Genomic DNA, 26,704 nt, shown 5'->3' on the forward strand with positions numbered 1-26,704 from the left:
GAATCGAACCTGCAACTAGCCCTTAGGAGGGGCTCGTTATATCCATTTAACTAAGGGGACGAGGCGGCACGAGTATACCGTTATTTACACTTTGCGTTAAGCGCATTGCCGCCCGACTGCTCAAAGAGTCACCATTCAGGCCGATTTATTTGCCGACTTTTCATCATTTTCCCGCGCTTTCATCTCGGCTTTACGCTTATTAGACATGTCGTTACGGATCTGGGCATGACTCAACAGCGCAAAAATAAAGGTTCCGCCGCAGATGTTGCCCGCAAGCGTGGGCAGTGCAAATGGCCAGAAGAAATCGGTCCAGTGAAGCGTGCCGTTAAACACCAGATAGAGGATTTCTACAGTACCCACCACGATATGGGTGGTGTCGGCCAGCGCAATCAGCCACGTCATTAATATGATTACCACAATTTTGGCGCTGCCTGCAGACGGGAACATCCAGACCATTGTCGCGATAATCCAGCCAGAGATAATGGCGTTAGAGAACATCTCCACGGGCGTGTTTTTCATCACATCCATACCGATTTTCACAAACGCATCCCGGGTGGGTTCATCAAATATCGGCATATATTCAAACGCCCAGGCGGCGATACCCGTGCCGATGAGGTTGCCCAGCAGGACCACGCTCCACAGACGCATCAGTAAGCCAAAGTTACCCAGGGTCGGGTTTTGCATGACCGGCAGAACGGCGGTGACCGTGTTTTCAGTAAAAAGCTGCTGGCGGGCCATAATGACGATGATAAAGCCGAAGGTGTAGCCCAGGTTCTCCAGCAAAAAGCCACCGGGTACACCTTCAAGCTGCACATGGAAAATACCCTTCGCAAGTAACGATGCCCCCATGGAGAGGCCTGCCGCGATAGCGGACCACAGCAGGGCCATGGCATCGCGCTCCATCTCCTTTTCTCCATCCTGACGGATATGTTCATGGATCGCCATCGCGCGGGAGGGAAGGCGATCTTCATCAATCTCTATCTTTTCACCGCGCTCTTTTTCCTCGCTCTCAATTTCAAGTTCTTCATTGCTCTCGCCAATTTTCTCTTCGCCCACGTCTTTCATAACCGCTCCAGTTGGGTGTTCTTTCTTTTAAGCGTAGCGGCTTTTAACAAAATGCCCGTGGGGATGCTCTTAAAGTGAGGGTAATGGCAACAAAGGTGAGACATCTCATTCAAAGCCATTATAAAATTGCCAGCGAAACGAATTCTAAAAGACAGGCTATGCTGAGATCAGAGTGACGGTGGTTACTGCCCGTAATTGTGCTCATAGACATCGGTAAACGTGCTGATACAATCACTTGCACGTTTACAGACGGAGCATCAAATGCTCCGTTACGGATGGCAATCAACGATAGCCATACTGAACAGGGAGAATTTTATGAAACTTCGGCTGTCGGCGCTTGCGCTGGGCGCGACGATGCTTGTGGGCTGCGCCAGCTCCGGGGAGCAAACGGGACGCTCCGATCCTCTCGAAGGATTTAACCGCTCAATGTATAGCTTCAACTATAACGTGCTGGATCCGTATGTGGTTCGCCCGGTGGCGGTTGCATGGCGTGATTATGTTCCCCAGCCTGCGCGTAACGGGTTGAGCAATTTCACCAGTAACCTTGAAGAGCCAGCGGTGATGGTCAACTACTTCCTGCAAGGCGATCCGTATCAGGGGATGGTGCACTTTACTCGCTTCTTCCTGAACTCCCTGCTGGGGATGGGGGGCTTTATCGATGTCGCCGGCATGGCGAACCCGGAACTGCAGCGTGAACAGCCGCACCGCTTCGGGAGTACGCTGGGTCATTATGGCGTCGGTTACGGCCCTTACGTTCATCTGCCGTTCTATGGCAGCTTTACCGTACGTGATGATGGCGGTGATATGGTGGATACGCTGTATCCGGTTCTTTCGTGGCTGACCTGGCCGCTGTCGATTGGTAAATGGACGGTAGAAGGAATTGAAACACGTGCGCAACTGCTCGATTCCGACGGTCTGCTGCGTCAGTCTTCCGATCCATATATCATGGTGCGTGAAGCTTACTTCCAGAATCATGACTTTATTGCCAATGGTGGCAAGCTGAAGCCGGAAGAGAATCCAAACGCGAAGGCAATCGAGAACGAATTAAAAGATATCGATTCGGAATAAATAAAAAAGGTGAGCGATGCTCACCTTTTTTGATCCCTGCGCGAATTAGAACGCGTAGTTGAAGTTCAGGCCGTACAGCCAGGCTTTACCTTCGGAAGAGAACTCATACGGACCTTCCTTGAAGCTGACTTTTTGACCGTGCATATACGAAATACCCGCATCGACAGAGGCATCTTTGTTGAATGCATAGGTCGCACCGGCGCTCAGCCAGAAGCGGTCCTGATCCGGAATGGAGATAGAACGTTTGTCAGCCGGAACCGGGCTATCATCGAAGGCAATACCGGTACGGAACGTCCAGTTGTCATCCATATAGTAGGTGGTACCCAGTGCGATGCGGTAGGCATCACGGAAGCTTTCATCTTTATAGAACAGCGTGTCGCCTTTGCTGTTGGTCGCTTTCAGCTCCTGGAACTGGCTCCAGCTGGTGTAGGTCAGACTATAGTGAATCGCCCACTGTGGTGCCACGCGGTTATAACCGGACAATTCCCACATTTCCGGTAAGTGCAGACTCAGAGAACCGCCAGTGGTACGGCCATCGGTGCCCATTGGCAGGCCGAAGGTGCCGAGGATCTGGTTATAAGCAGAAGGCAGGCTGCTCTTGTAGTCGCCGTCAAAGTCGATTTTCACTTCGGAACGGTAGGTGAAACCGTAACGGTTGTTTTTATCGAGTTCATAAAGGATACCGGCGTTCCAGCCAAAGCCCCACTCGTCACCCTTCAGATACGCGATCTGGGTGTCTGCCGGGATCCCTGCAACCTGTTGTGCCAGAGGCGGCGGCAGTGCGCCGGAGCCCGCAACGATTTTGCCGAGATCGCCCGCGTAACGTTCGATTTTCGCTTTAGCGTAAACGGCATCAAAGCCAACGCCGAAGCTCCAGTTACTGTTCAGACGGTAAGCACCGCTCAGGTTCAGGTTCAGAGTCTCAAGGTCGGTTTTACCGCCATAGGCTCCTGCTGCGTAGTCGTTATTAAACTCGGTCGCTAAACCATAGTTAGAGGTTACGGATGCACCCCAGCCAAACTGGTCGTTGATTGGCGCGACGAAGTGCAGGTTTGGCACCCATGCCGTTGGTGCGATGTTATCGGAATTCAGGCTGGCTCCGCTCGGGGAACGGCCCGTAATATCCACACCCGGATCAACAAAGATGGCGCCCGCTGAGAACGTTGGGCGATCAAACATCATGATCAGCGCAGGGTTACGACTGGCGTTTCCTGCATCATCAGCAATTGCACCTTCCCCGGAATACGCACGGCCAAGGCCAGAGGAAGAAAATTCGTTTAACTGGAAGCCCGCTGACCAGGCGGACGTAGAGACGATTGCCACTGCGACTGCCAGCGCAGTCTTGTTGAACAGGGTTTTCTGGCTCATGACCATAACCTCATTGAGTTATTTTTATTCAATAATTGTTACATACCGTAACAGGAGCGCGAAGTGTAGGGTCTGAGGTATGACTTACAAATCAGACCAGTGGCCAGAGTATAGGTCTGACCAGCTAGAATGTTGCAAGTTTGTTTATTAATATTTTCAAACATGTTTCTTGAAACGAGATCTGGTTGGCAAAAATGTGACCATCACGACTCACCCAAAAGGGCGAATTTTGTTTTAGATCATTTTTTAGTGTGATATTGGTCACTTATCCCGTTTTGCGCCATTAACGGCTGGAGAGCGTCTGCATCGGGGCGTAAAATATCAGCATCGTGTTTGTCTCGCGTCCTGCGCGAATACAGAGGAAATTGAGATATGAGTAAATGCAGTGCTGATGAAACCCCGGTTTGCTGCTGTATGGATGTTGGTACCATCATGGACAACTCCGATTGCACCGCCTCTTACAGCCGCGTGTTCACCAATCGTGCCGAAGCGGAAGAAACCCTGGCGGCGCTGAGCAAGCGCGCGCGCGACGTAGAATCCGATCCGTGTGAAATCAAGTCCACCTTCACGGAAGTGGACGGCGGCGTGAAGCTGGATATCGACTTTGTCTTCGCCTGCGAAGCTGAAACGCTGATTTTCCAACTCGGTCTGCGTTAATCTCTGCGGCCTGATGCCCTCTCCCACAGGTGAGGGTGCAAACACTCAAAACGGTAACCTCTGGGTTACCGTTTTGTTTTTACCTCGGAGCATTTTCTTTTTTCTTCTCTGTGTTTTAGTTCGCATTTTTTCGTTTCCCCAATTGGCTGAATGTAAAAAAATGGTTAAGACTATTTATCAGGTCAGACCACTTTATGTTTGCAAAAAATTTTTACAGGGGAATGTTATGAGTCAGGCATTACCGCTTATCACCCGACAAGGTGACCGCATTGCCATTGTCAGTGGATTGCGTACGCCGTTTGCGCGTCAGGCGACAGCGTTTCACGGCATACCGGCCGTCGACCTGGGGAAAATGGTGGTGGGGGAGATGCTGGCTCGCAGCGAAATACCGCCTGACGTCATTGAGCAGCTGGTTTTTGGCCAGGTTGTTCAGATGCCAGAAGCCCCGAACATTGCACGAGAAATTGTCCTCGGCACCGGAATGAACGTGCATACGGATGCTTACAGCGTCTGCCGTGCGTGTGCAACCAGCTTTCAGGCGGTGGCAAATGTGGCCGAAAGCCTGATGGCGGGCACCATTCGCGCGGGGATCGCCGGCGGGGCAGACTCGTCCTCCGTGCTGCCGATAGGGGTCAGTAAAAAGCTGGCCCGCATTCTGGTGGATGCAAATAAAGCGCGCACCACCGGGCAAAAACTCAAGCTCTTCTCGCGTTTACGCCTTCGTGACCTGATGCCTGTTCCACCTGCGGTGGCTGAATACTCCACCGGCCTGCGCATGGGCGACACCGCCGAGCAGATGGCCAAAACCTACGGCATTACCCGGGAGCAGCAGGATGCGCTGGCTCACCGTTCCCATCAGCTTGCGGCGAAAGCCTGGTCGGAAGGCAAGCTTAACGACGAGGTGATGACCGCGTATATCCCGCCTTACCGCGAACCGCTGGTGGAAGATAACAACATTCGTGGCACCTCGACGCTGGCGGACTATGCCAGACTGCGTCCTGCATTCGACCGCAAACACGGCACCGTTACGGCCGCCAACAGTACTCCGCTGACCGATGGTGCTGCCGCGGTGATCCTGATGACCGAATCGCGAGCCAAAGAGCTGGGTCTTACCCCGCTCGGTTATCTGCGCAGCTACGCGTTCACGGCAATCGACGTCTGGCAGGACATGCTGTTAGGCCCGGCCTGGTCCACGCCGCTGGCGCTGGATCGCGCAGGGTTGACCCTCGCTGATTTAACGCTGATTGATATGCACGAGGCCTTTGCCGCACAAACCCTGGCCAACGTCCAGCTACTGGCCAGCGAACGTTTTGCTCGCGATGTGCTTGGCCGCGCCCATGCCACTGGAGAAGTGGACCAAAGCAAATTTAACGTACTGGGCGGCTCTATCGCCTACGGTCATCCGTTTGCGGCAACGGGCGCAAGGATGATCACCCAAACATTACATGAGTTACGTCGCCGTGGCGGCGGTTTTGGCCTCGTCACCGCCTGCGCGGCGGGCGGTCTTGGGGCAGCAATGGTTCTGGAGGCTGAATAATGGCAATGGCATCTGCATTTAATCTGACGGTTCGCCTCGATAACGTGGCTGTGATTACCATTGATGTCCCCGACGAAAAGATGAATACCCTGAAGGCGGAATTTGGCGTTCAGGTGCGCGAGATGTTAAAGCAGATCCCCGAGAACAAAGCGATTCGCGGCCTGGTGTTTATCTCGGCAAAGCCAGACAACTTTATTGCCGGGGCCGATATCAACATGATCGCCCGGGCGCAAAGCGCGCAGGAGGCGGAAGATCTGGCGCGCCAGGGGCAGCAGGTGATGGCGGAGATCCACTCGCTGCCGATCCCGGCGATCGCCGCGATCCACGGCGCATGCCTGGGCGGTGGGCTGGAGCTGGCGCTGGCCTGTCACAGTCGTATTTGTACTGACGACGCGAAAACCGTTCTTGGGTTGCCGGAAGTACAGCTTGGGCTGCTTCCCGGCTCCGGTGGAACGCAGCGTCTGCCGCGGCTGGTTGGCGTTAGTACAGCGCTGGAGATGATCTTAACCGGCAAACAGCTGCGCGCCCGTCAGGCACTGAAAGCGGGGCTGGTTGATGACGTCGTTCCGCATTCTATTTTGCTGGAAGCCGCCGTAGAGCTGGCGCTGAAGGGACGTCAGGCAAGACGTGTTCTGCCGGTGCGTGAGCGCGTCCTGGCCGGGCCGCTGGGGCGGGCGCTGCTGTTTAGCATGGTGGGCAAGAAAACCGAACAAAAGACCAAAGGCAACTATCCGGCGGCGAAGCGCATTCTTGAGGTGATTGAAACCGGGTTGTCGCAGGGCAGCAGCAGCGGTTATGCCGCGGAGGCAAAAGCCTTTGGTGAACTGGCGATGACGCCGCAATCGCAGGCGTTGCGCAGCATCTTCTTTGCCAGCACTGACGTTAAAAAAGATCCGGGTAGTGACGCTGAACCTGCGCCGCTCAACGCCGTTGGCGTTCTCGGGGGCGGACTGATGGGCGGTGGTATTGCGTTTGTCACAGCCAGCAAAGCCAAATTGCCCGTACGTATCAAAGACATCAACCCGAAAGGGATTAACCACGCGCTGCAGTACAGCTGGCAGAACCTTGATCGGAAGGTTAAACGCCGCCATATCAAGGCAAGCGAGCGTGATAAAACCGTGGCCATGATCAGCGGCACTACTGACTACCGTGGTTTTGCCCATCGCGATCTGGTGATTGAAGCGGTGTTTGAAGATCTGGCGCTTAAGCAGCAGATGGTTGCGGACGTTGAGCAACATTGTGCGCCGCACACGATTTTCGCCTCGAATACCTCTTCATTACCGATCGGTGATATCGCAGCGAAAGCCGCGCGTCCTGAGCAGGTGATTGGCCTGCACTTTTTTAGTCCGGTTGAAAAAATGCCGCTGGTTGAAGTTATTCCACACGCGTCAACCAGCCCGCAGACTGTCGCTACGGTAGTGAAACTGGCGAAAAAGCAGGGCAAAACCCCGATCGTCGTGGCAGATAAAGCGGGTTTCTACGTCAACCGAATTCTGGCGCCGTATATCAACGAAGCGATGCGCCTGCTGGTGGAAGGGGAGAAGATCGAACACGTCGACGAGGCGCTGGTCAAGTTTGGTTTCCCCGTTGGCCCAATCCAACTTTTGGATGAGGTAGGAATAGACACTGGCACTAAAATTATACCTGTGCTGGAGGCCGCATATGGCGAGCGTTTTAGCCCGCCTGCAAACATTGTTTCTGCAATTTTGAAGGACGATCGCAAAGGCAGAAAAAATGAACGCGGTTTCTATCTTTACGGTGCAAAAGGGCGTAAAAGCAAGAAACAGGTCGACCCTTCGGTCTATGGGCTTATCCCAACAACCGGACAGGCGAAACTGTCTGCCGTTCAGTGTGCTGAACGCTGTGTGATGATGATGCTTAATGAAGCCGCACGCTGTTTTGGCGAGCAGGTGATTAAAAGCGCACGCGATGGCGATATTGGCGCCGTATTTGGTATTGGTTTCCCGCCGTTCCTTGGCGGCCCGTTCCGTTACATGGACACCCTCGGAGCGGGTGAAGTGGTTGCGATTCTGCAACGTCTTGCCACGCAGTATGGTCCCCGGTTTACACCCTGTGACGAATTATTGCAGATGGCGGAACGGGGCCAGACATTTTGGCCAGCAAGGGAAACTGTCCTCGTAAGTTGAGGTCAAAGAAGGGTAAATCCGGCGGTGAATGAATCTGATTTGGCGATTTTGTAAACAGAGATTGACTATACTTACGCCATTGAGGTAAAAAACAGCGTTTCATTCACCGAATGGATCAGGCACAATGCCCGGCCATCGGGTTTTCTACCTCAAGCATTAATCGCGGGTAGTTAACGCCGGTGATTCTGGTTAACAAAAGCGGTGCAATATGCAAGTTTTTATCATGCGTCACGGCGACGCGGCACTCGATGCCGCCAGTGACTCAGTACGTCCTTTAACCGTCTGCGGCTGCGACGAATCTCGTCAGATGGCGAACTGGCTTAAAGGTCAAAAAGTGGACATTGAACGCGTTCTGGTGAGTCCGTTCCTGCGTGCTGAACAGACGCTGGATGTGGTAGGGGAGTGTATGAACCTGCCGACCAGCGTCGATGTTCTCCCTGAACTCACGCCGTGTGGTGATGTCGGCCTTGTCAGTGCCTACCTGCAGGCGCTGTGCAATGAAGGTGTCGCTTCTGCACTGGTCATTTCCCACCTGCCACTGGTTGGCTATCTGGTATCTGAACTGTGCCCGGGCGAGACGCCACCGATGTTTACAACCTCCGCCATTGCCAACGTCACCCTCGACGAAACCGGCAAAGGGGTCTTCAACTGGCAAATGAGTCCATGCAATCTCCGGATGGCGAAAGCAATCTGAGGTGACGTGCGATAAGGCGGGAGCAACTATGCCTCCCGCCATGTTTTCAGGGCAGTTCTGGCGGTTGCCACTCTTCAACTTCAATCAACACCAGCAAGGCGGCATCTCCGCCGTACTCTTTGGGCGCCTGATGAAACGCCATCACGTGTGGATGCTGAGCCAGCCACAGCGGCGTTTGTTGCTTAAGAACATGTTTACCGTGGCCGTGCATCACGCAGGCACAAAACACATGTTCGCGGCGACAGGCGGCAATCAACGCCCCCAGCTCCTGTTTCGCCTGCATCTGCGTCAAACCATGCAAATCGAGAAACAGCTCGGGTGAATAATCTCCCCGGCGTAATTTTTTCAGCTCAAAGTGGCTGACATCTTCGCGAACGTACTTGACCGCACCCTGCGTGTTAAGCAGCGGCTGAAACTCATCGGAAAAATAGTGGCTATTATCCGCCTGCTCCTGCAATAGCCTTTTGACCGGCACTTCGCTGGCTTTTTTGCGCATCGGCCGGTGGACAATCGTGTCCTGCTTGATTTGACGCGTCCCGGTCATGAGCTGACGGAAGAGCGCCTGATCCTCCTCGCTGAGCGATGTTTTCTTTTTCATTCGTCGTTCTCATCTCGTATTTCCGATAGTGTACCCGACTAAACGCATTTTTTAACCTCAAGCGGTACGCGTCATTGCTGATTTATCGCCGTCTTCATGGCAAACTAGCCGCCGAAAATTATGCGAGCATGCCCTGGAGGAAAGAGTGGATAAAATTTTTGTCGATGAAGCAGTAAACGAGCTGCATACCATACAGGACATGTTGCGCTGGTCGGTTAGCCGCTTCAGCGCCGCCAATATCTGGTACGGACACGGTACGGATAACCCGTGGGATGAAGCTGTTCAACTGGTGCTGCCTTCTCTCTACCTGCCGCTCGATATTCCGGAAGACATGCGCACCGCGCGTCTGACCTCCAGCGAAAAGCACCGCATCGTTGAGCGTGTGATCCGCCGCGTGAACGAGCGTATTCCGGTAGCCTATCTGACCAACAAAGCCTGGTTCTGCGGTCACGAATTCTATGTTGATGAACGCGTGCTGGTGCCGCGCTCGCCGATTGGTGAGCTGATCAACAACCACTTCGAAGGGCTGATTAACCGTCAACCGCAGCACATTCTGGATATGTGTACCGGCAGCGGCTGCATTGCCATTGCCTGCGCTTATGCCTTCCCGGAAGCGGAAGTGGACGCGGTGGACATCTCCACCGACGCGCTGGCGGTAACCGAGCACAATATCGAAGAACACGGGCTGATCCACCATGTTACGCCTATCCGCTCCGATCTGTTCCGTGACCTGCCGACGCTGCAGTACGATCTGATCGTAACCAACCCGCCGTACGTGGATGCGGAAGATATGTCCGATCTGCCGAACGAATATCGTCACGAGCCAGAATTGGGCTTGGCATCGGGTTCTGACGGCCTGAAGCTGACCCGCCGCATTCTGGCCTGCGCACCGGATTATCTGACCGACGACGGTGTTCTGATTTGTGAAGTGGGCAACAGCATGGTACATCTGATAGAGCAGTACCCGGATGTGCCGTTCACCTGGCTTGAGTTCGACAACGGCGGTGACGGCGTCTTTATGCTGACCAAAGTGCAGCTGCTCGATGCGCGCGAACATTTCAGCATCTACAAAGATTAATCCAGCGGGCTTCGGCCCGTTTCACAACGCTCACACACAAATAACGACATCGGAGCCGTGATGGCAGGAAACAGTATTGGACAAATATTCCGCGTGACCACCTTTGGTGAGTCGCACGGGCTGGCACTGGGCTGTATCGTTGACGGCGTACCGCCAGGCATCGAACTCACCGAAGCCGATTTACAGCACGACCTTGACCGTCGTCGTCCGGGCACCTCTCGCTACACCACGCAGCGTCGCGAGCCGGACCAGGTCAAAATTCTCTCAGGCGTTTTTGAAGGCCGCACCACCGGGACCAGTATTGGTCTGCTGATTGAAAACACTGACCAGCGTTCTCAGGACTACGGTGCCATCAAAGATGTGTTCCGTCCGGGCCACGCTGACTACACCTACGAACAAAAGTACGGTTTTCGCGACTATCGCGGCGGTGGACGTTCCTCCGCGCGTGAAACTGCGATGCGCGTCGCCGCAGGGGCAATTGCCAAGAAATACCTGCAGCAGAAATTTGGCATCGTGATCCGCGGGTGCCTGACCCAGATGGGTGACATTCCGCTGGCCATTAAAGACTGGGAGCAGGTTGAACAAAACCCGTTCTTCTGTGCTGATGTTGAGAAGCTGGAGGCGCTGGACGAGCTGATGCGTGGCCTGAAAAAAGAGGGCGACTCTATCGGTGCAAAAGTGACCGTGGTGGCTGACGGCGTACCGCCAGGCTGGGGTGAGCCTGTATTTGACCGTCTGGACGCGGACATTGCCCACGCGCTGATGAGCATCAATGCGGTGAAGGGCGTCGAAATTGGCGACGGTTTTGACGTGGTTCAGCTTCGCGGCAGCCAGAACCGTGACGAAATTACAAAAGAGGGCTTCCAGAGCAATCATGCGGGTGGCATTCTCGGCGGCATCAGCAGCGGGCAGCAGATTATTGCCAATATCGCGCTGAAGCCAACGTCCAGTATTACCGTGCCGGGCCACACGATTAACCGCTCTGGTGAAGAAGTTGAGATGATCACCAAAGGACGTCACGATCCGTGTGTCGGGATCCGCGCGGTGCCAATCGCAGAAGCCATGCTGGCAATCGTGTTGATGGATCACTTCCTGCGCCAGCGTGCGCAGAATGCGGATGTGACGACCACCATTCCACGCTGGTAACTATGAAAAAAACCGCAATTGCTCTGCTGGCGCTACTCGCCAGTGGGGCCAGTCTGGCCGCCACGCCATGGCAAAAAATCACTCACCCGGTGGCGGGAAGCGCGCAGTCGATTGGTGCGTTCTCCAATGGCTGTATCGTTGGTGCGCAGGAACTTCCTCTGCAGTCGGATACTTATCAGGTGATGCGTACCGACCAGCGTCGTTACTTCGGCCACCCGGATCTGGTGCTGTTTATCCAGCGTCTGGGTAACCAGGTGCATAACCTGGGGCTGGGTACGATGCTGATTGGCGATATGGGTATGCCTGCTGGCGGTCGTTTCAACGGTGGGCACGCCAGTCACCAGACCGGGCTGGATGTGGATATTTTCCTGCAGTTGCCTAAAACGCGCTGGACCTCGGCCCAACTGCTGAAGCCGCAGGCGCTGGATCTGGTGGCGCGCGACGGCAAAAGCGTTGTGCCATCGCTGTGGACACCGGATGTTTTCAGCCTGATTAAGCTGGCAGCGAAGGACAACGAGGTCACGCGGATCTTCGTTAACCCGGCCATTAAGCAGCAGCTCTGCCTGGATGAGGGAACCGATCGCGACTGGCTGCGCAAAGTGCGTCCGTGGTTCCAGCATCGTGCGCATATGCACGTACGTCTGCGCTGCCCGGCAAACAGTCTGGAATGTGAAGATCAGCCGCTACCACCGCCAGGCGATGGCTGCGGTGCGGAACTGCAAAGCTGGTTTGAACCGGCAAAACCTGGAACCTCTAAGCCTGAGAAGAAGACACCGCCTCCGTTGCCGCCTTCCTGCCAGGCGCTACTGGATGAGCATGTACTTTAATGGATAATTTCGTCGACCTGTTTATGGTGTCACCGCTGCTGCTGGTGGTGCTGTTCTTTGTGGCAATGCTGGCCGGTTTTATCGATGCCCTCGCGGGCGGTGGCGGGTTGCTTACCGTTCCGGCGCTGCTGGCGGCGGGCATGAGCCCGGCTCAGGCGCTTGCCACCAACAAGCTTCAGGCCTGCGGCGGGTCCCTTTCCGCGTCGCTCTATTTTATTCGCCGTAAGGTGGTTAATCTTGCCGACCAGAAGCTCAATATTCTGATGACCTTCATCGGCTCAACCTCCGGTGCGCTGTTGGTTCAGCACGTACAGTCTGACATTCTGCGTCAGATCCTGCCGGTGCTGGTCATCTGTATTGGTCTCTACTTTCTGCTGATGCCAAAGCTCGGTGAAGAGGACAGGCAGCGTCGGCTGCATGGTCTGCCTTTCGCGCTTATCGCAGGCGGCTGCGTCGGGTTTTACGATGGCTTCTTTGGCCCAGGCGCCGGGTCGTTCTATGCCCTGGCGTTTGTCACGCTGGCCGGATTTAACCTCGCCAAATCTACCGCCCACGCTAAAGTGCTGAATGCCACCTCGAACGTCGGCGGCCTGCTGCTGTTTATCATCGGCGGCAAGGTTATCTGGGCAACCGGGCTTGTGATGATGGCGGGGCAGTTTTTAGGCGCGCGCGCGGGCTCGCGTCTGGTATTAAGCAAAGGACAGAAGCTGATTCGCCCGATGATCGTCATCGTCTCGGCGGTGATGAGCGCCAAGCTTCTTTATGACAGCCATGGACAGGAGATCCTCACCTGGCTGGGGATGAACGCATGAACAGTACGCATAACTATGAACAGCTGATTGAGATTTTTGACGGCTGTTTTGCTGATGATTTTAATACCCGTCTGATTAAAGGCGACGACGAACCGATCTATCTTCCTGCTGATGCAGAGGTGCCCTATAACCGCATCGTGTTTGCGCATGGTTTTTACGCCAGTGGCCTGCATGAGATTTCACACTGGTGCATTGCGGGAAAAGCGCGTCGCGAGCTGGTGGACTTTGGTTACTGGTACTGTCCGGACGGACGTGACGCGGCCACGCAGGGTCAGTTTGAAGATGTGGAAGTCAAACCGCAGGCGCTGGAGTGGCTGTTTTGCGTGGCGGCGGGTTTCCCGTTCAACGTCAGTTGTGACAATCTCGAAGGGGATTTCGAGCCAGACCGTATTCTCTTCCAGCGCCGCGTGCATGCGCAGGTGATGGAGTATCTTGAGAAAGGCATCCCGGAACGCCCGGCACGTCTGATCAAGGCTTTACAGAATTATTACCATACGCCGGAGATCACGGCGGAATGCTTCCCGTGGCCGGAAGATCTTTAACAGAGGAAAGAAGATGATCGCAGAATTTGAATCACGCATTCTGGCGTTAATTGATGACATGGTGGAACACGCCAGTGATGATGAGCTGTTCGCCAGCGGTTATCTGCGTGGTCACCTGACGCTGGCCGTTGCCGAGCTGGAAGCCGGGGACGATCACTCTGCCGAGGCCATTCATGATGAAGTGAGCCGCAGCCTGGAAAAAGCCATCCAGGCGGGCGAGCTTTCTCCGCGCGACCAGTCTCTGGTGATGGGTATGTGGGACAACCTGTTCCAGCAGGCGAAAGCGAAGTAAGCGTTTCACCTCCCTCTCCCGGTGGGAGAGGGCACCCTATTTAACCTGCTTCCCCTTCAGCAATTTCCGCACCCACAAACGATTCGGATTCAGCCCTGCGAGCGTGGTGCTGTCCAGCGGAATGGGCTCATCGCTCATTTGCGCCGCTAACGCTTCAGCCAGCAGCGGTGCAGAACACAACCCGCGCGAGCCCAGCCCGCCCAGCATAAACAGCTCCGGATGAACCGGTGAGACCACAGCCGTCTCCTTGTGTTCAGCCAGATCCTGATACACATCAAGCGTTGCCTCATAGTCCGGTACATTTCCCGCCATGGGCAGATGATCGCGGGTGGCGCAGCGTACGCCGCAGCGCGCTTCGCCCTCGCTGACGTCAACCTCTCTCGCCCACGCCGCGTCCGGGAAGCAGTCAATCAGGCGCTGGCGGTTCTGCTGCTGATCCTCCTCACGGTAATGCGTGTCAGTTTCACCGCGATGGTAACTGGCACCAATGCAATGATGAGCATTAGACGGATTTTGCGGCGTCAGGTAGCCGTCATAGCACAGCACCTGGCGCAGTTGGCTCAGTGCAGGCGCGGTCGGAATATGGCTCACCTGGCCGCCAACCGGATAAACGGGCAATGTCTCTGTCTGGACAAACTGATTGATGTGATGTCCGTTTGCCAGCACAACGCTGGCATGCGTGGCCTCTTTGCCATCGGCAAAGCGCAGGATCCAGTGGGCTGTCCGGCTAAGCGATGCAACCTTATGAGCATAATGCACCGTCAGCCCGCGTGACTGTGCCAGGGTAATCGCCGCAGTGGTCAGTTCGGCAGGGCACAGCCAGCCGCCGAGCGGATACTGAATACCGCCGCAGCCCGTCTCAACGCCGGTGGTGTCTGTCACCGTTTTCGCACTTACCGCGCGGGCAATCTCTTCCGGCAGGCCCAGCGACAGCATCTGCGCGATTTTTTGCTGGCTCTTTTCATCCCAGCCGAGCTGCGTCACGCCGCACCAGTCATGATCGAACGCCACCGGAAGGGTGTCGTATACGCGACGGGCAAAGGTAAAGGCCGCGGGGAAAAACTGGAACAGCGCCGGGTCGTGCGCGCTTAAAAGCGGATAAAGGGCTCCCTGACGGTTGCCGGAGGCGCCGTTTGCCGGAGCAAGGTCAGCACAGTAGAGCGTCACCTGCCAGCCGCGGTGTAAAAGCGCGAGCGAAAGCAGGGCGCTGGCAATCCCTCCGCCGATTATCGCCACCTCACGGGAGGCGCTGGCGCGGCGTGCAAACCAGGGCGCCCGGGCGGGGATCGCCAGCGTCTGCTCCATCGTCCCGACCAGCATGTCGCGCTTGCGGCCAAACCCTTTGGTTTTTCGCATCGTAAAGCCTGCTTCCTGTAAGCCGCGGCGGACAAACCCCGCCGAGGTAAAGGTCGCGAGCGTTGCGCCAGGCCGCGCCAGACGCGCCATGGCGCTAAACAGATGCTGACTCCACATCTCCGGGTTTTTGGCTGGCGCAAACCCGTCAAGGAACCACGCGTCCACCTTCTGGTTCATCGAATCATCAAGCTTATCGGTCAGTTCGTTGATATCGCCGAGCCATAAGTCCAGCGTGACGCGTCCACCGTCAAGCAGCAGACGATGGCAACCGCCGATGGCGGGCGGCCACTGCGCCTGAAGTTGTTCAGCCCACGGGGCAAGCTCCGGCCAGCGCTGGTGCGCCAGGTGCAGGTCGTGCGCGGTGAGTGGAAATTTTTCGAAACTGATGAAATGTAATCTTTGTAGCGTAGCCTCAGGATGGGCAGCGTGAAACTGGTCGAAAGCCTGCCAGAGGGTCAGAAAATTCAGGCCGGTACCGAACCCGCTCTCTGCGACGACAAACAGACTGCGCGGATGGGCGGGAAAGCGTGCGCTGAGCTGATTTCCGTCGAGGAAAACATAGCGGGTTTCTTCCAGTCCGTTATCATTAGAAAAATAGACGTCATCAAAATCTCGGGAAACAGGTGTACCCTCAGCGTTGAATTCGAGGTTGGCGGGTTGTATAGCGTTTTGTTTCACGTAAGTTACTCGTCTGACAGGCAGTGGCACGATCTTAACGATGTGAGTCCATCGGTGCAAATTTCCGCAGAAAATGTCTGATCGGACTTGTTCGGCGTACAAGTGTACGCTATTGTGCGACTCGAAACTTACTATAGTGCGACTTACAGAGGTATTGAATGAAACGTGCAGTGATTACTGGCCTGGGCATTGTTTCCAGCATCGGTAATAACCAGCAGGAAGTCCTGGCATCTCTGCGTGAAGGACGCTCCGGGATCACTTTCTCTGAAGAGTTTAAAGATTCAGGTATGCGTAGCCACGTATGGGGTAACGTCAAACTGGACACCACCGGTTTGATTGACCGTAAAGTGGTTCGTTTCATGAACGATGCCTCTATTTATGCTTATCTCTCCATGCAGGAAGCGATCAAAGATTCGGGCCTGAGCGAAGAGGTTTACCAGAACAACCCGCGCGTGGGTCTGATTGCCGGTTCCGGTGGTTCATCCAAAGCGCAGGTATTCGGTGCTGACGCCATGCGTAGCCCGCGTGGTCTGAAAGCAGTAGGTCCGTACGTGGTAACCAAAGCCATGGGTTCTGCGGTCTCCGCGTGCCTGGCAACCCCATTCAAAATTCATGGTGTGAACTACTCCATCAGCTCTGCATGTGCGACGTCCGCACACTGCATCGGTAATGCTGTTGAGCAGATCCAACTGGGTAAACAGGACATCGTATTTGCTGGCGGCGGCGAAGAGCTGGGCTGGGAAATGGCCTGTGAATTCGACGCGATGGGTGCCCTGTCTACCAAATACAATGAAACCCCGGCTAAAGCATCCCGTACCTATGATGCGCACCGTGACGGTTTTGTTATCGCAGGCGGCGGCGGTATGGTTGTGGTTGAAGAGCTGGAACACGCTCTGGCACGTGGCGCGCACATCTACGCTGAGATCGTGGGCTACGGTGCAACGTCTGACGGCGCTGACATGGTTGCTCCATCCGGCGAAGGCGCGGTGCGCTGCATGAAGATGGCGATGCACGGTGTTGATACCCCAATCGACTACCTGAACTCCCACGGGACTTCTACGCCGGTAGGCGATGTGAAAGAACTGGGTGCGATCCGTGAAGTCTTCGGCGACAACAGCCCGGCAATCTCCGCGACCAAAGCCATGACCGGTCACTCTCTGGGTGCAGCTGGCGTGCAAGAAGCAATCTACTCTCTGCTGATGCTGGAAAATGGCTTTATCGCGCCAAGCATCAACATCGAAGAGATGGACGAGCAGGCAGCGGGCCTGAACATCGTGACCGAAACCACCGAACGTGAGCTGACGACCGTAATGTCCAACAGCTTCGGTTTTGGCGGCACCAACGCCACGCTGGTCATGCGCAAGCTGAAAGCGTAAGCGTTTGAAGGTATAGTAGAAGGGAGCCGCGAGGCTCCCTTTTTTTATGCCTGAACACGGAGTTACGCATGAAGGCCGTTATCCCTGAGAAGAGTACCCCTTCCGGGAACCTTTCCCTTTTCCGTATCGCCTTTGCGGTATTTCTGACCTACATGACCGTTGGCCTGCCGCTGCCGGTTATCCCGCTGTTTGTTCACCAGGAGCTGGGCTACGGCAATACCCTGGTTGGCATCGCCGTGGGTATTCAGTTTTTAGCTACCGTATTAACCCGCGGCTACGCCGGGCGTCTGGCGGACCAGCACGGTGCCAAACGCTCAGCGCTGCAGGGCATGTTTGCCTGCGGGCTGGCGGGCGCAGCGTGGCTGCTTGCCGCGCTTCTGCCGGTCGACGCGGCGTATAAATTTGCCCTGCTGGTGGTGGGACGTTTGATTCTCGGCTTTGGTGAAAGCCAACTGCTGACCGGCACCCTGACCTGGGGAATGGGGCTGGTAGGCCCAGCGCGCTCGGGCAAGGTGATGTCCTGGAACGGTATGGCTATCTATGGAGCACTCGCGGCAGGTGCGCCGCTGGGGCTGTTGATCCACAGCCAGTTCGGTTTTGCCGCGCTGGCGGCCACCACCATGCTGTTACCGCTGCTGGCATGGGCATTTAACGGCTCGGTGCGCAAAGTACCTGCCCATAAAGGTGAGCGTCCTTCCCTGTGGAGCGTAATAGGTCAAATCTGGCAGCCGGGGCTGGGGCTGGCGCTACAGGGCGTGGGCTTCGCGGTGATTGGGACATTCGTTTCGCTGTACTTTATGAGCCGCGGCTGGGCGATGGCGGGCTTTACGCTAACCGCCTTTGGTGGTGCGTTTGTCCTGATGCGCGTGCTGTTCGGCTGGATGCCGGATCGCTTTGGTGGCGTGAAGGTGGCCGTGGCGTCGCTGGTGATTGAGACCCTCGGTTTGCTGCTGCTGTGGTATGCCCCTGTGGCCTCCGTTGCCCTTCTCGGAGCGGCACTGACCGGCTGCGGCTGTTCCCTGATCTTCCCGGCGCTGGGGGTTGAGGTGGTAAAACGCGTCGCGCCACAGGTGCGCGGTACGGCGTTGGGCGGTTATGCGGCGTTTCAGGACATCTCATACGGTGTCACCGGACCGCTGGCGGGGCTCCTGGCCACGTCGTTTGGCTATCCCTCTGTCTTCCTGGCGGGAGCCGTTTCAGCGGTGGTGGGGATTGTTGTGACGCTGGTGGCGTTTCGCAGGCCTTGAGCCGTTGTCGCCGGGTGGCGGCTTCGCCTTACCCGGCCTACCGTTCGGGTCGTTGTAGGCCCGGTAAGCGCAGCGCCACCGGGCAAAACATCAGGCAACCAGCCAGAAAATTGCCAGCGCAATCAGTAACGCAATAAACAGTAATCCCGGACGCGCAGAGAGGGTTCTGAAGGTCTCCACCACCGGCGCAAACAGCGGGCTATAGATCGGTTGAATATCCCTGACTTCCGGCACGCCGCCTTCTCGCTCGGCGCGGCGAATAAAGATCTGATTCAGCAAATCTTGCACCTGCGCGGTGGTCAGTACCGTTTGCGGCGTGGCCTGCCAGGTCTGCTGGGCGTAATCCCGAATCACCTCAAATTCATGCGGCTCCAGCGGCTGCTTCAGTGCCGCCTGTAGCGTATGCAGGGTAGGGGTACTTTGGGTGCTCAGCGTCTGGCGAGCCTGTAGCCAGGTGACCAGATGCGTAAACTGTTTGGCCGGGATCAGCTCGCCCGCTTTCACGCCGGAAAGCTCGAGCATCGACTGCCAGATAAGCTTTGTTGATTCGCCGGTGGCGGCGGCCAGCCTGGTCACCATCTGATTCAACGTATTGTGTTCAGCAGGCAGCAGCGGACGCTCGGTTGACGGACGCTGTTGCGGTTGCGGGATGGTCAGCTGATTGGTTTGCAGCAGCATCAGCACGGTTTTCAGCTGGTCTGGCGTTAGCTGGCTCAGGGCGGTCTGGCCAAACTGCTGGCGAATGAAATCACTGACTGCCTGACGGTTGTTGCCCTGGCCCAATAGCTCGGTCAGTTGTGCAACTATCTGGCGAGTGGTGTGATTTTGCTGTGCGGTGGTAATACGCTGATTCAGATTTTGCTCGGCCGCAGGGAAGTGGCGCGACTGCAACGGTGCATCGTTCCGGACGCCTAAATCATGCTTTACCCCGGCCCAGACTTCCGCATTTTGCTGTGAAGTGAGCGCGATCAGGCGCGTGATCAGGCGCTCCAGCACGGTGCGCTGTTGCGTGGAAAGCGGTTGTTCACCTGCAACGTTTGGCGTGACAGGGCCTTCACCCGGAGGGCGTGGTGGCGTACCTGAAATAGGCTGCATCGTCAAAAATCCTTAAAGTCAAAACTCAGCGTAAACCCGGCATGCATATATGCCTGGCGGCCAGATTATGGCACACTTGGCAGGTTTTCTTCCTCTCAAACAGGTACTCAGACGTGAAAATCCTCGTTGATGAAAATATGCCTTACGCCCGCGAGCTCTTTAGCCGCCTTGGTAATGTTAAGGCTGTCCCTGGTCGACCCATTCCGGTAAACGAGCTGGATGATGCCGATGCCCTGATGGTGCGCTCGGTGACCAAAGTAAATGAGGCGTTGCTCTCCGGCAAAGCGATTAAATTCGTCGGAACCGCAACGGCCGGGACGGATCATGTGGATGACAAATGGCTTACGCAGGCGGGGATCGGGTTTTCCGCCGCGCCTGGCTGTAACGCCATTGCGGTAGTGGAATACGTTTTCTCTTCTCTGCTGATGCTGGCAGAGCGCGACGGTTTTGCGCTGAAAGACCGCACCGTAGGCATTGTCGGGGTGGGCAACGTGGGAGGACGCCTGCAAAAACGCCTTGAGGCGTTAGGCATTCGCACCCTGCTGTGTGATCCGCCGCGTAAAGACAACGGTGATGAAGGCGACTTCCGCCCCCTGGATGAGCTGGTTGAAGCATGTGACGTCATCACCTTCCATACGCCCCTCTTCAAAGAGGGGGCCTATAAGACGCTCCATCTTGCTGACGAGGCGCTGATCCGTCGTCTGAAGGCTGGCACTATTCTGATAAATGCCTGTCGTGGCCCGGTCGTCGATAACGCCGCGCTGCTGAAATGTCTGGAAGAAGGGCAGGATCTCAGCGTGGTGCTGGACGTCTGGGAGCCGGAGCCCGATCTCAACGTTGCGCTGCTGAAAAAGGTCGACGTTGCAACCGCGCATATTGCGGGTTATACGCTCGAAGGAAAGGCCCGTGGTACAACCCAGGTCTTTGAGGCCTATAGCGCCTTTATTGGCCGTCCGCAGCAGGTGGCGCTGGACACCTTACTCCCCGCGCCTGAATTTGGCCGCATTACCCTGCATGGCCCGCTCGATCAGGCAACGCTGAAAAGGCTGGTGCATTTGGTGTATGATGTGCGCCGCGATGATGCGCTGCTGCGTAAAGTGGCGGGGATCCCGGGTGAGTTTGACAAGCTGCGCAAGAATTACGTTGAGCGCCGTGAGTGGTCTTCTCTGTATGTGATGTGCGATGACGCGGCGGCGGCAGCGCTGCTGCATAAACTGGGTTTTAACGCCGTTCATCACCCGGCGCATTAATGTCTTCTTAACGCTCCCTGTTGGATACTCCGACAGGGACGCTTTTTTATTTCTGGAGTAAACCACCATGTCTGAAGGCTGGAACATTGCCATTTTAGGTGCCACGGGTGCCGTGGGTGAAGCCCTGCTCGAAACCCTTGCTGAGCGTCAGTTCCCGGTGGGTGATATCTATGCACTGGCGCGCACTGACAGCGCCGGTGAGCATCTGCGTTTTGGCGGCAAATCCGTCATGGTTCAGGATGCGGCCGAATTCGACTGGACGCAGGCGCAGCTGGCCTTTTTTGCGGCAGGTGCTGAAGCCACCGCGTCGTACATTGAAGACGCGACGAATTCTGGCTGTCTGGTGATCGATCTGAGCGGCCTGTTCTCGATGGAGCCGGATGTCCCGCTGGTGGTGCCGGACGTGAACCCGTTTGTCCTGGCCGACTACCGTAACCGCAATATCATTGCGGTTCCCAATAGCCTGGCCAGCCAGTTGCTGACCGCTCTTAAACCTTTAATCGACGATGGCGGTATGTCGCGTATCACCGTGACCAGCCTGCTTTCCGCTTCTGCGCAAGGCAAAAAGGCCGTCGACGCGCTGGCCGGACAGAGTGCGAAGCTCCTGAACGGCATCCCGATTGACGAAGACGATTTCTTCGGCCGTCAGCTGGCATTCAATATGCTGCCGCTGCTGCCGGATCGTGAAGGCTCCGTGCGCGAAGAGCGCCGTATCGTCGACGAAGCGCGCAAAATTCTGCAGGACGAGGGGCTGATGATCTCCGCAAATGTCGTGCAGTCGCCGGTCTTTTACGGTCATGCGCAGATGGTAGGTTTCGAAGCCCTGCGTCCGCTGGCCGCAGAAGAAGCGCGTGATGCGTTCGGCCGCGGTGAAGACATTGTGCTCTCCGAAGAGAGTGAATTCCCGACGCAGGTTGGCGATGCCACCGGCAGCGCACACCTCTCGGTGGGCTGCGTACGGAATGATTACGGTATGCCGGAGCAGGTTCAGTTCTGGTCCGTAGCCGATAACGTGCGCTTCGGCGGCGCGCTGATGGCGGTCAAAATCGCTGAAAAACTGGTGCAGGAGTATCTGTACTGATGTCAGACGTGGAACAAAAGCCGGTTCATAAAGTCGCCCTCGGTATCGAGTACGACGGCAGTAAATATTATGGCTGGCAGCGTCAAAATGAGGTGCGCAGTGTCCAGGAAAAACTGGAGAAAGCGCTCTCTCAGGTGGCGAACGAACCGATTAACGTCCTGTGTGCAGGACGCACTGACGCCGGTGTCCACGGAACGGGGCAGGTGGTTCACTTTGAAACCACCGCCGTGCGCAAGGACGCTGCCTGGACGTTGGGTGTAAATGCGAATTTACCTGGTGACATTGCGGTGCGCTGGGTGAAAGCTGTGCCGGATGATTTTCATGCGCGTTTCAGCGCCACCGCGCGCCGTTATCGCTATGTCATCTACAATCAGCGTCTTCGTCCGGCGGTGTTAAGCCAGGGCGTGACGCATTTTTATGAACCGCTGGATGCAGAACGTATGCATCGTGCGGCGCAGTGTCTGATTGGTGAAAATGACTTTACCTCGTTTCGTGCGGTGCAGTGTCAGTCCCGCACGCCGTGGCGTAACGTCATGCACATAAACGTCAGCCGTTTTGGCGCGTATGTGGTGGTGGATATCAAAGCCAATGCCTTTGTACATCATATGGTGCGGAATATTGTGGGCAGCCTGATGGAAGTGGGTGCCGGACACCAGCCGGAGAGCTGGATTGCAGAACTGCTGGCAGCGAAGGACAGAACGCTTGCGGCAGCAACGGCGAAAGCGGAAGGGCTGTATCTGGTCTCGGTGGACTATCCGGACCGGTTTGACCTGCCAAAACCGCCAATGGGCCCGCTGTTTCTGGCGGACTAAACAAAGGTGCAATTAAGGCTTAGACAATATGGACGTAATACGTTTTCTGATTGATTTCATTCTGCATATTGATGTTCACCTGGCGGAGCTGGTCGCGCAGTATGGCGTCTGGGTGTATGCCATTCTGTTCCTCATTCTGTTCTGTGAAACCGGTCTGGTAGTCACGCCATTTCTGCCGGGGGATTCGCTGCTGTTCGTCGCGGGGGCGTTATCTGCGCTGCCTGGCAACGATTTGAATGTGCACATAATGGTGGTGCTGATGGTGATCGCCGCAATTGTCGGTGACGCGGTCAACTACACCATTGGACGGGTCTTCGGTGAGCGCTTATTCAGCAATCCGGACTCAAAAATTTTCCGTCGTAGCTATTTAGATAAAACCCATGCGTTTTATGAGCGCCACGGTGGAAAAACCATTATCCTTGCGCGTTTTGTGCCTATTGTGCGTACATTTGCGCCATTTGTGGCGGGAATGGGGCACATGTCCTATCGTCATTTTGCGGCATACAACGTCATTGGCGCGCTGCTGTGGGTGCTGCTCTTTACCTATGCAGGCTACCTGTTTGGCGATCTCCCTGTGGTTCAGGAAAACCTTAAGTTACTGATTGTAGCGATTATTGTGCTTTCTGTTTTACCGGGTGTTATCGAAATTATTCGTCACAAGCGCGCGGCAGCAAAGCAAGCGAAGTAAATGCACGCAGGCGGTTCGACCACTTTTTTATCCAAAGTTTCGGGCTGTTATGTTTTAATGTGCAACATTCATGGTCTGTTGGAGGCAAAAATGGCATTATTCGCCTCTTACAGCAAAACTGGCATACGACCAGGTTCAGGCAGAAAGGTTATCAATGAGCTGGATTGAACGAATTAAAAGCAACATTACCCCAACGCGTAAAGCGAGCATTCCTGAAGGGGTATGGACGAAGTGTGATAGCTGTGGTCAGGTTCTGTATCGCGCAGAACTGGAACGCAATCTTGAGGTGTGTCCGAAGTGTGACCACCACATGCGCATGACGGCGCGTAATCGCCTGCACAGCCTGCTGGACGAAGGTTCTCTGGTAGAACTGGGTAGCGAGCTTGAGCCAAAAGATGTGCTCAAGTTCCGTGATTCCAAAAAATATAAAGATCGTCTGGCCTCTGCACAGAAAGAGACCGGCGAGAAAGACGCGCTGGTCGTGATGAAAGGCACCCTGCACGAGATGCCGGTAGTGGCCGCCGCGTTTGAGTTCTCCTTCATGGGGGGCTCAATGGGTTCCGTGGTCGGTGCGCGCTTTGTGCGTGCTGTTGAGCAGGCGCTGGAAGACAACTGCCCGCTGATCTGCTTCTCCGCCTCTGGCGGTGCACGTATGCAGGAAGCGCTGATGTCCCTGATGCAGATGGCGAAAACCTCTGCTGCGCTGGCTAAAATGCAGGAGCGCGGTCTGCCGTACATCTCTGTACTGACCGACCCAACCATGGGTGGCGTTTCTGCAAGCTTTGCGATGCTGGGCGATCTGAACATCGCTGAGCCAAAAGCGCTGATCGGCTTTGCTGGTCCTCGCGTTATCGAGCAGACCGTACGTGAAAAACTGCCGCCGGGCTTCCAGCGCAGTGAGTTCCTCATTGAGAAAGGCGCGATTGACATGATCGTCCGCCGCCCGGAAATGCGCCTGAAACTGGCAAGCATCCTGGCGAAGCTGATGAATCTGCCAGCGCCGAACCCGGATGAGCCGCGCGAAGGCGTGGTAGTACCGGATCAGGAACCCGAGGCCTGATAACTGAAAAGGGCAGGGCCGGTTGGCGCTGCCCTTTTGCTTTATAAACTGTTAATGACAACCGGGCATCATGGAAAATAAAAGCATTCCCCAAGCCACGTCGCCCCTGGCCACGTGGCTTTCTTATCTGGAAAACCTGCACAGTAAAACCATCGATATGGGGCTTGAACGCGTAAGCCAGGTTGCTGCGCGTCTCGATGTGCTGAAACCTGCGCCGTTTGTTTTTACCGTCGCCGGAACCAACGGTAAAGGCACCACCTGCCGTACGCTGGAAGCTGTCCTGATGGCTGCCGGTTACAAGGTTGGTGTCTACAGCTCTCCGCACCTGGTACGTTATACCGAGCGGGTTCGCGTGCAAAACAGCGAACTGCCAGAGTCTGCGCATACGGCGTCGTTCGCGGAAATTGAAGCGGCGCGCGGTGAGATCTCATTAACCTATTTCGAATACGGCACCCTGTCTGCACTGTGGCTGTTTAAACAGGCGCAGCTGGACGTGGTGATTCTGGAAGTGGGCCTCGGCGGGCGTCTGGATGCCACCAATATGGTGGATGCCGATGTGGCGGTGGTCACCAGCATTGCCCTGGATCATACCGACTGGCTGGGCCCCGATCGCGAAAGTATTGGCCGTGAGAAGGCCGGTATTTTCCGCACGAATAAGCCCGCGGTGGTTGGCGAGCCGGATATGCCGCACACCATTGCCGACGTGGCGAAAGAGAAGGGCGCTCACCTGCTGCGCCGGGGTGTGGACTGGCAGTATGAGGTTCAGAACAACGGCTGGCGCTATCGCGATGCGAAGGGAACGCTGGAGAATCTGCCCCTGCCGCAGGTACCGCAACCTAATGCCGCCACCGCCCTGGCGGCACTGCGCGCAAGCGGGCTGGCGGTGAGCGAACAGGCAATCCGCGACGGTATCCAGAATGCGATTCTGCCCGGGCGTTTTCAGATTGTCAGCGACGCTCCGCGGCTGATACTGGATGTCGCGCATAACCCGCATGCTGCGGCGTTTCTCGCCGCGCGTCTCAAATCGTTACCAAAAACCGGGCGCGTGCTGGCGGTTATCGGTATGCTTCATGATAAAGATATCGGCGGTACGCTGGCCTGCATGGAGAGTGTGGTCGATAGCTGGTATTGTGCTCCTCTGGAGGGGCCGCGCGGTGCGACGGCCGAGCAGTTGCTGGAACATCTCGGCAAAGGGGCAATCTACAATAGCGTGGCTCAGGCCTGGCAAGCCGCGATGGCGGATGCTAAACCAGAAGATACCGTGCTGGTGTGTGGTTCGTTCCACACGGTGGCACATGTCATGGAAGTGATGGACGCGGGGAGAACCGGTGGCGAGTAAGTTTCAGAACCGTTTAACAGGAACCATTGTGCTGGTCGCGCTCGGGGTGATTATCCTCCCGGGTCTGCTCGACGGGCAGAAAAAGCATTACCAGGATGAATTTGCAGCCATTCCGCTGGTGCCGAAGCCGGGCGATCGCGACGAACCGGATATGCTGCCTGCGGCGACCCAGGCGCTGCCTGCTCAGCCGCCGGAAGGGGCGGCTGAAGAAGTGCGTGCCGGGGATGCGGCCGCGCCGTCCCTCGATCCGTCTCGTCTGGCGGCGAATAACAACATCGAAATCGATCCGGTGCCGGTAGAGCAGCCGAAACCGGTTGAAAAACCGAAGCCGGTGGAAAAAACACAGCCGAAACCGCAGCGGGATAAAGCAGCAGAACAGCTGGCCGCGGCTTCAGAGACGCCGCCTGCGGCAAAACCGGCCCAGCAAGAGGCTGCACCGACGGGTAAAGCCTACGTTGTGCAGTTGGGTGCGCTGAAAAATGCCGATAAGGTCAATGAGGTAGTGGGTAAGCTGCGCAGTGCGGGTTATCGCGTTTACACTTCACCTTCCACGCCGGTGCAGGGTAAAATCACCCGTATCCTTGTGGGGCCAGAAGCGTCTAAGGATAAGCTCAAAGGCTCGCTCGGTGAGCTGAAGCAGATCTCTGGCCTGAGCGGTGTGGTGATGAACTACAGCGCGAACTGATAAGGTTCCCCTCACCCCGGCCCTCTTCCCAAAGGGGGGAGGGTGAGGGGGAGGGGGAGTGGCAGACGTCCAAAGAGACGTAATAAGCCAACGGCGTTGAACATTTTTTCAGCGCCTTTTTTATTTACGCGCGGGAAGGAAATCCCTACGCAAACGTTTTCTTTTTCTGTTAGAATTCGCCCCGAACTGGATGACAGGGCGTTAAA

At 56.1% G+C, this 26,704-nt stretch carries 25 protein-coding genes; 20 read left to right on the top strand and 5 right to left on the bottom strand.

The genetic code is table 11. From position 1 onward, the window contains the following. Positions 1 to 135: 135 nt before the first annotated feature. Positions 136 to 1,065 (bottom strand): formate/nitrite transporter family protein, encoded by a 930-nt coding sequence (locus M8370_RS18315; protein WP_250021553.1) that lies wholly within the window; start codon positions 1,063 to 1,065, stop codon positions 136 to 138. A 315-nt stretch (positions 1,066 to 1,380) separates the two neighbouring features. On the opposite strand from M8370_RS18315, the gene mlaA reads away from it, so the two are divergent. Next, on the top strand, positions 1,381 to 2,133 hold the full coding sequence (mlaA, locus tag M8370_RS18320; protein ID WP_250021554.1) for a phospholipid-binding lipoprotein MlaA: 753 nt from the start codon (positions 1,381 to 1,383) through the stop codon (positions 2,131 to 2,133). A gap of 45 nt (positions 2,134 to 2,178) precedes the next feature. Here mlaA and fadL read toward each other — a convergent pair whose 3' ends face one another. Continuing rightward, positions 2,179 to 3,507 carry a long-chain fatty acid transporter FadL gene (fadL, locus tag M8370_RS18325; protein ID WP_071843276.1) on the bottom strand — a complete coding sequence of 443 codons (1,329 nt, stop codon included), beginning with the start codon at positions 3,505 to 3,507 and terminating at the stop codon, positions 2,179 to 2,181. 366 nt (positions 3,508 to 3,873) lie between these two features. On the opposite strand from fadL, the gene M8370_RS18330 reads away from it, so the two are divergent. The 4 genes from M8370_RS18330 to sixA all read left to right on the top strand — a co-directional run bounded on the left by M8370_RS18330 (position 3,874) and on the right by sixA (position 8,536). Further along, positions 3,874 to 4,158 (top strand): YfcZ/YiiS family protein, encoded by a 285-nt coding sequence (locus tag M8370_RS18330; RefSeq protein ID WP_014832805.1) that lies wholly within the window; start codon positions 3,874 to 3,876, stop codon positions 4,156 to 4,158. A 226-nt stretch (positions 4,159 to 4,384) separates the two neighbouring features. Further along, positions 4,385 to 5,695 (top strand): acetyl-CoA C-acyltransferase FadI, encoded by a 1,311-nt coding sequence (gene fadI, locus M8370_RS18335; protein ID WP_250021555.1) that lies wholly within the window; start codon positions 4,385 to 4,387, stop codon positions 5,693 to 5,695. After that, complete coding sequence (fadJ, locus tag M8370_RS18340; RefSeq protein ID WP_250021556.1) at positions 5,695 to 7,842, top strand: fatty acid oxidation complex subunit alpha FadJ; 2,148 nt, start codon at positions 5,695 to 5,697, stop codon at positions 7,840 to 7,842. The genes fadI and fadJ overlap by 1 nt, the downstream gene beginning before the upstream one ends. 208 nt (positions 7,843 to 8,050) lie before the next feature. Further along, positions 8,051 to 8,536, top strand: coding sequence for a phosphohistidine phosphatase SixA (sixA, locus tag M8370_RS18345; RefSeq protein ID WP_014832802.1), 486 nt, complete (start codon positions 8,051 to 8,053; stop codon positions 8,534 to 8,536). Between the two features lie 46 nt (positions 8,537 to 8,582). Here sixA and smrB read toward each other — a convergent pair whose 3' ends face one another. After that, positions 8,583 to 9,134, bottom strand: a complete 552-nt coding sequence (gene smrB, locus M8370_RS18350) for an endonuclease SmrB (RefSeq protein ID WP_250021557.1) — start codon at positions 9,132 to 9,134, stop codon at positions 8,583 to 8,585. Between the two features lie 145 nt (positions 9,135 to 9,279). On the opposite strand from smrB, the gene prmB reads away from it, so the two are divergent. The 6 genes from prmB to M8370_RS18380 are packed head-to-tail and all read left to right on the top strand — an operon-like array spanning position 9,280 to position 13,831. After that, positions 9,280 to 10,212 carry a 50S ribosomal protein L3 N(5)-glutamine methyltransferase gene (prmB, locus tag M8370_RS18355; protein WP_250021558.1) on the top strand — a complete coding sequence of 311 codons (933 nt, stop codon included), beginning with the start codon at positions 9,280 to 9,282 and terminating at the stop codon, positions 10,210 to 10,212. A gap of 60 nt (positions 10,213 to 10,272) precedes the next feature. After that, the gene (gene aroC, locus M8370_RS18360) at positions 10,273 to 11,358 is read left to right on the top strand and encodes a chorismate synthase (RefSeq protein ID WP_023619788.1); all 1,086 of its coding nucleotides are present in this window, start codon (positions 10,273 to 10,275) and stop codon (positions 11,356 to 11,358) included. Between the two features lie 2 nt (positions 11,359 to 11,360). Then, positions 11,361 to 12,185: a penicillin-insensitive murein endopeptidase gene (mepA, locus tag M8370_RS18365; RefSeq protein ID WP_020690615.1), complete on the top strand. Its 825-nt coding sequence runs from the start codon at positions 11,361 to 11,363 to the stop codon at positions 12,183 to 12,185. Next, positions 12,185 to 12,997: a sulfite exporter TauE/SafE family protein gene (locus tag M8370_RS18370; protein WP_250021559.1), complete on the top strand. Its 813-nt coding sequence runs from the start codon at positions 12,185 to 12,187 to the stop codon at positions 12,995 to 12,997. Before mepA ends, M8370_RS18370 begins: the two co-directional genes overlap by 1 nt. Beyond that, positions 12,994 to 13,539, top strand: a complete 546-nt coding sequence (locus M8370_RS18375; protein ID WP_013098148.1) for an elongation factor P hydroxylase — start codon at positions 12,994 to 12,996, stop codon at positions 13,537 to 13,539. The genes M8370_RS18370 and M8370_RS18375 overlap by 4 nt, the downstream gene beginning before the upstream one ends. A 13-nt stretch (positions 13,540 to 13,552) precedes the next feature. Then, positions 13,553 to 13,831, top strand: a complete 279-nt coding sequence (locus tag M8370_RS18380) for a YfcL family protein (RefSeq protein ID WP_250021560.1) — start codon at positions 13,553 to 13,555, stop codon at positions 13,829 to 13,831. A 36-nt stretch (positions 13,832 to 13,867) separates the two neighbouring features. On the opposite strand, the gene mnmC is transcribed toward M8370_RS18380, so the two are convergent. Then, positions 13,868 to 15,865, bottom strand: a complete 1,998-nt coding sequence (gene mnmC, locus M8370_RS18385) for a bifunctional tRNA (5-methylaminomethyl-2-thiouridine)(34)-methyltransferase MnmC2/FAD-dependent 5-carboxymethylaminomethyl-2-thiouridine(34) oxidoreductase MnmC1 (protein ID WP_250021561.1) — start codon at positions 15,863 to 15,865, stop codon at positions 13,868 to 13,870. 158 nt (positions 15,866 to 16,023) lie between these two features. Between mnmC and fabB the strand changes: the two genes are divergently transcribed. Both fabB and M8370_RS18395 read left to right on the top strand, forming a co-directional pair. Further along, positions 16,024 to 17,241: a beta-ketoacyl-ACP synthase I gene (fabB, locus tag M8370_RS18390; RefSeq protein WP_013098145.1), complete on the top strand. Its 1,218-nt coding sequence runs from the start codon at positions 16,024 to 16,026 to the stop codon at positions 17,239 to 17,241. Between the two features lie 68 nt (positions 17,242 to 17,309). After that, the gene (locus M8370_RS18395) at positions 17,310 to 18,488 is read left to right on the top strand and encodes an MFS transporter (protein WP_047023797.1); all 1,179 of its coding nucleotides are present in this window, start codon (positions 17,310 to 17,312) and stop codon (positions 18,486 to 18,488) included. Between the two features lie 90 nt (positions 18,489 to 18,578). On the opposite strand, the gene flk is transcribed toward M8370_RS18395, so the two are convergent. After that, complete coding sequence (gene flk / locus M8370_RS18400) at positions 18,579 to 19,583, bottom strand: flagella biosynthesis regulator Flk (RefSeq protein WP_250021562.1); 1,005 nt, start codon at positions 19,581 to 19,583, stop codon at positions 18,579 to 18,581. Positions 19,584 to 19,696: 113 nt separating this feature from the next. Here flk and pdxB point away from each other — a divergent pair, with 113 nt between their 5' ends. The 7 genes from pdxB to dedD all read left to right on the top strand — a co-directional run bounded on the left by pdxB (position 19,697) and on the right by dedD (position 26,498). Next, positions 19,697 to 20,833, top strand: coding sequence for a 4-phosphoerythronate dehydrogenase PdxB (gene pdxB / locus M8370_RS18405; RefSeq protein WP_250021563.1), 1,137 nt, complete (start codon positions 19,697 to 19,699; stop codon positions 20,831 to 20,833). Between the two features lie 67 nt (positions 20,834 to 20,900). Then, positions 20,901 to 21,914, top strand: coding sequence for an aspartate-semialdehyde dehydrogenase (locus tag M8370_RS18410; protein ID WP_250021564.1), 1,014 nt, complete (start codon positions 20,901 to 20,903; stop codon positions 21,912 to 21,914). Next, positions 21,914 to 22,726 carry a tRNA pseudouridine(38-40) synthase TruA gene (truA, locus tag M8370_RS18415; protein ID WP_013098140.1) on the top strand — a complete coding sequence of 271 codons (813 nt, stop codon included), beginning with the start codon at positions 21,914 to 21,916 and terminating at the stop codon, positions 22,724 to 22,726. The genes M8370_RS18410 and truA overlap by 1 nt, the downstream gene beginning before the upstream one ends. 28 nt (positions 22,727 to 22,754) lie before the next feature. Continuing rightward, entirely contained in the window at positions 22,755 to 23,414 is a 660-nt protein-coding gene (locus M8370_RS18420) for a DedA family protein (protein WP_013098139.1), read from the top strand. Positions 23,415 to 23,568: 154 nt separating this feature from the next. After that, positions 23,569 to 24,474, top strand: coding sequence for an acetyl-CoA carboxylase, carboxyltransferase subunit beta (accD, locus tag M8370_RS18425; protein ID WP_013098138.1), 906 nt, complete (start codon positions 23,569 to 23,571; stop codon positions 24,472 to 24,474). Between the two features lie 70 nt (positions 24,475 to 24,544). After that, complete coding sequence (gene folC, locus M8370_RS18430) at positions 24,545 to 25,813, top strand: bifunctional tetrahydrofolate synthase/dihydrofolate synthase (protein WP_062729972.1); 1,269 nt, start codon at positions 24,545 to 24,547, stop codon at positions 25,811 to 25,813. After that, positions 25,803 to 26,498, top strand: coding sequence for a cell division protein DedD (gene dedD / locus M8370_RS18435; protein WP_014832787.1), 696 nt, complete (start codon positions 25,803 to 25,805; stop codon positions 26,496 to 26,498). Before folC ends, dedD begins: the two co-directional genes overlap by 11 nt. Positions 26,499 to 26,704 lie beyond the last annotated feature (206 nt).

The organism is Enterobacter cloacae complex sp. OE43NF (assembly GCF_023544405.1).
GTDB lineage: Bacteria > Pseudomonadota > Gammaproteobacteria > Enterobacterales > Enterobacteriaceae > Enterobacter > Enterobacter cloacae.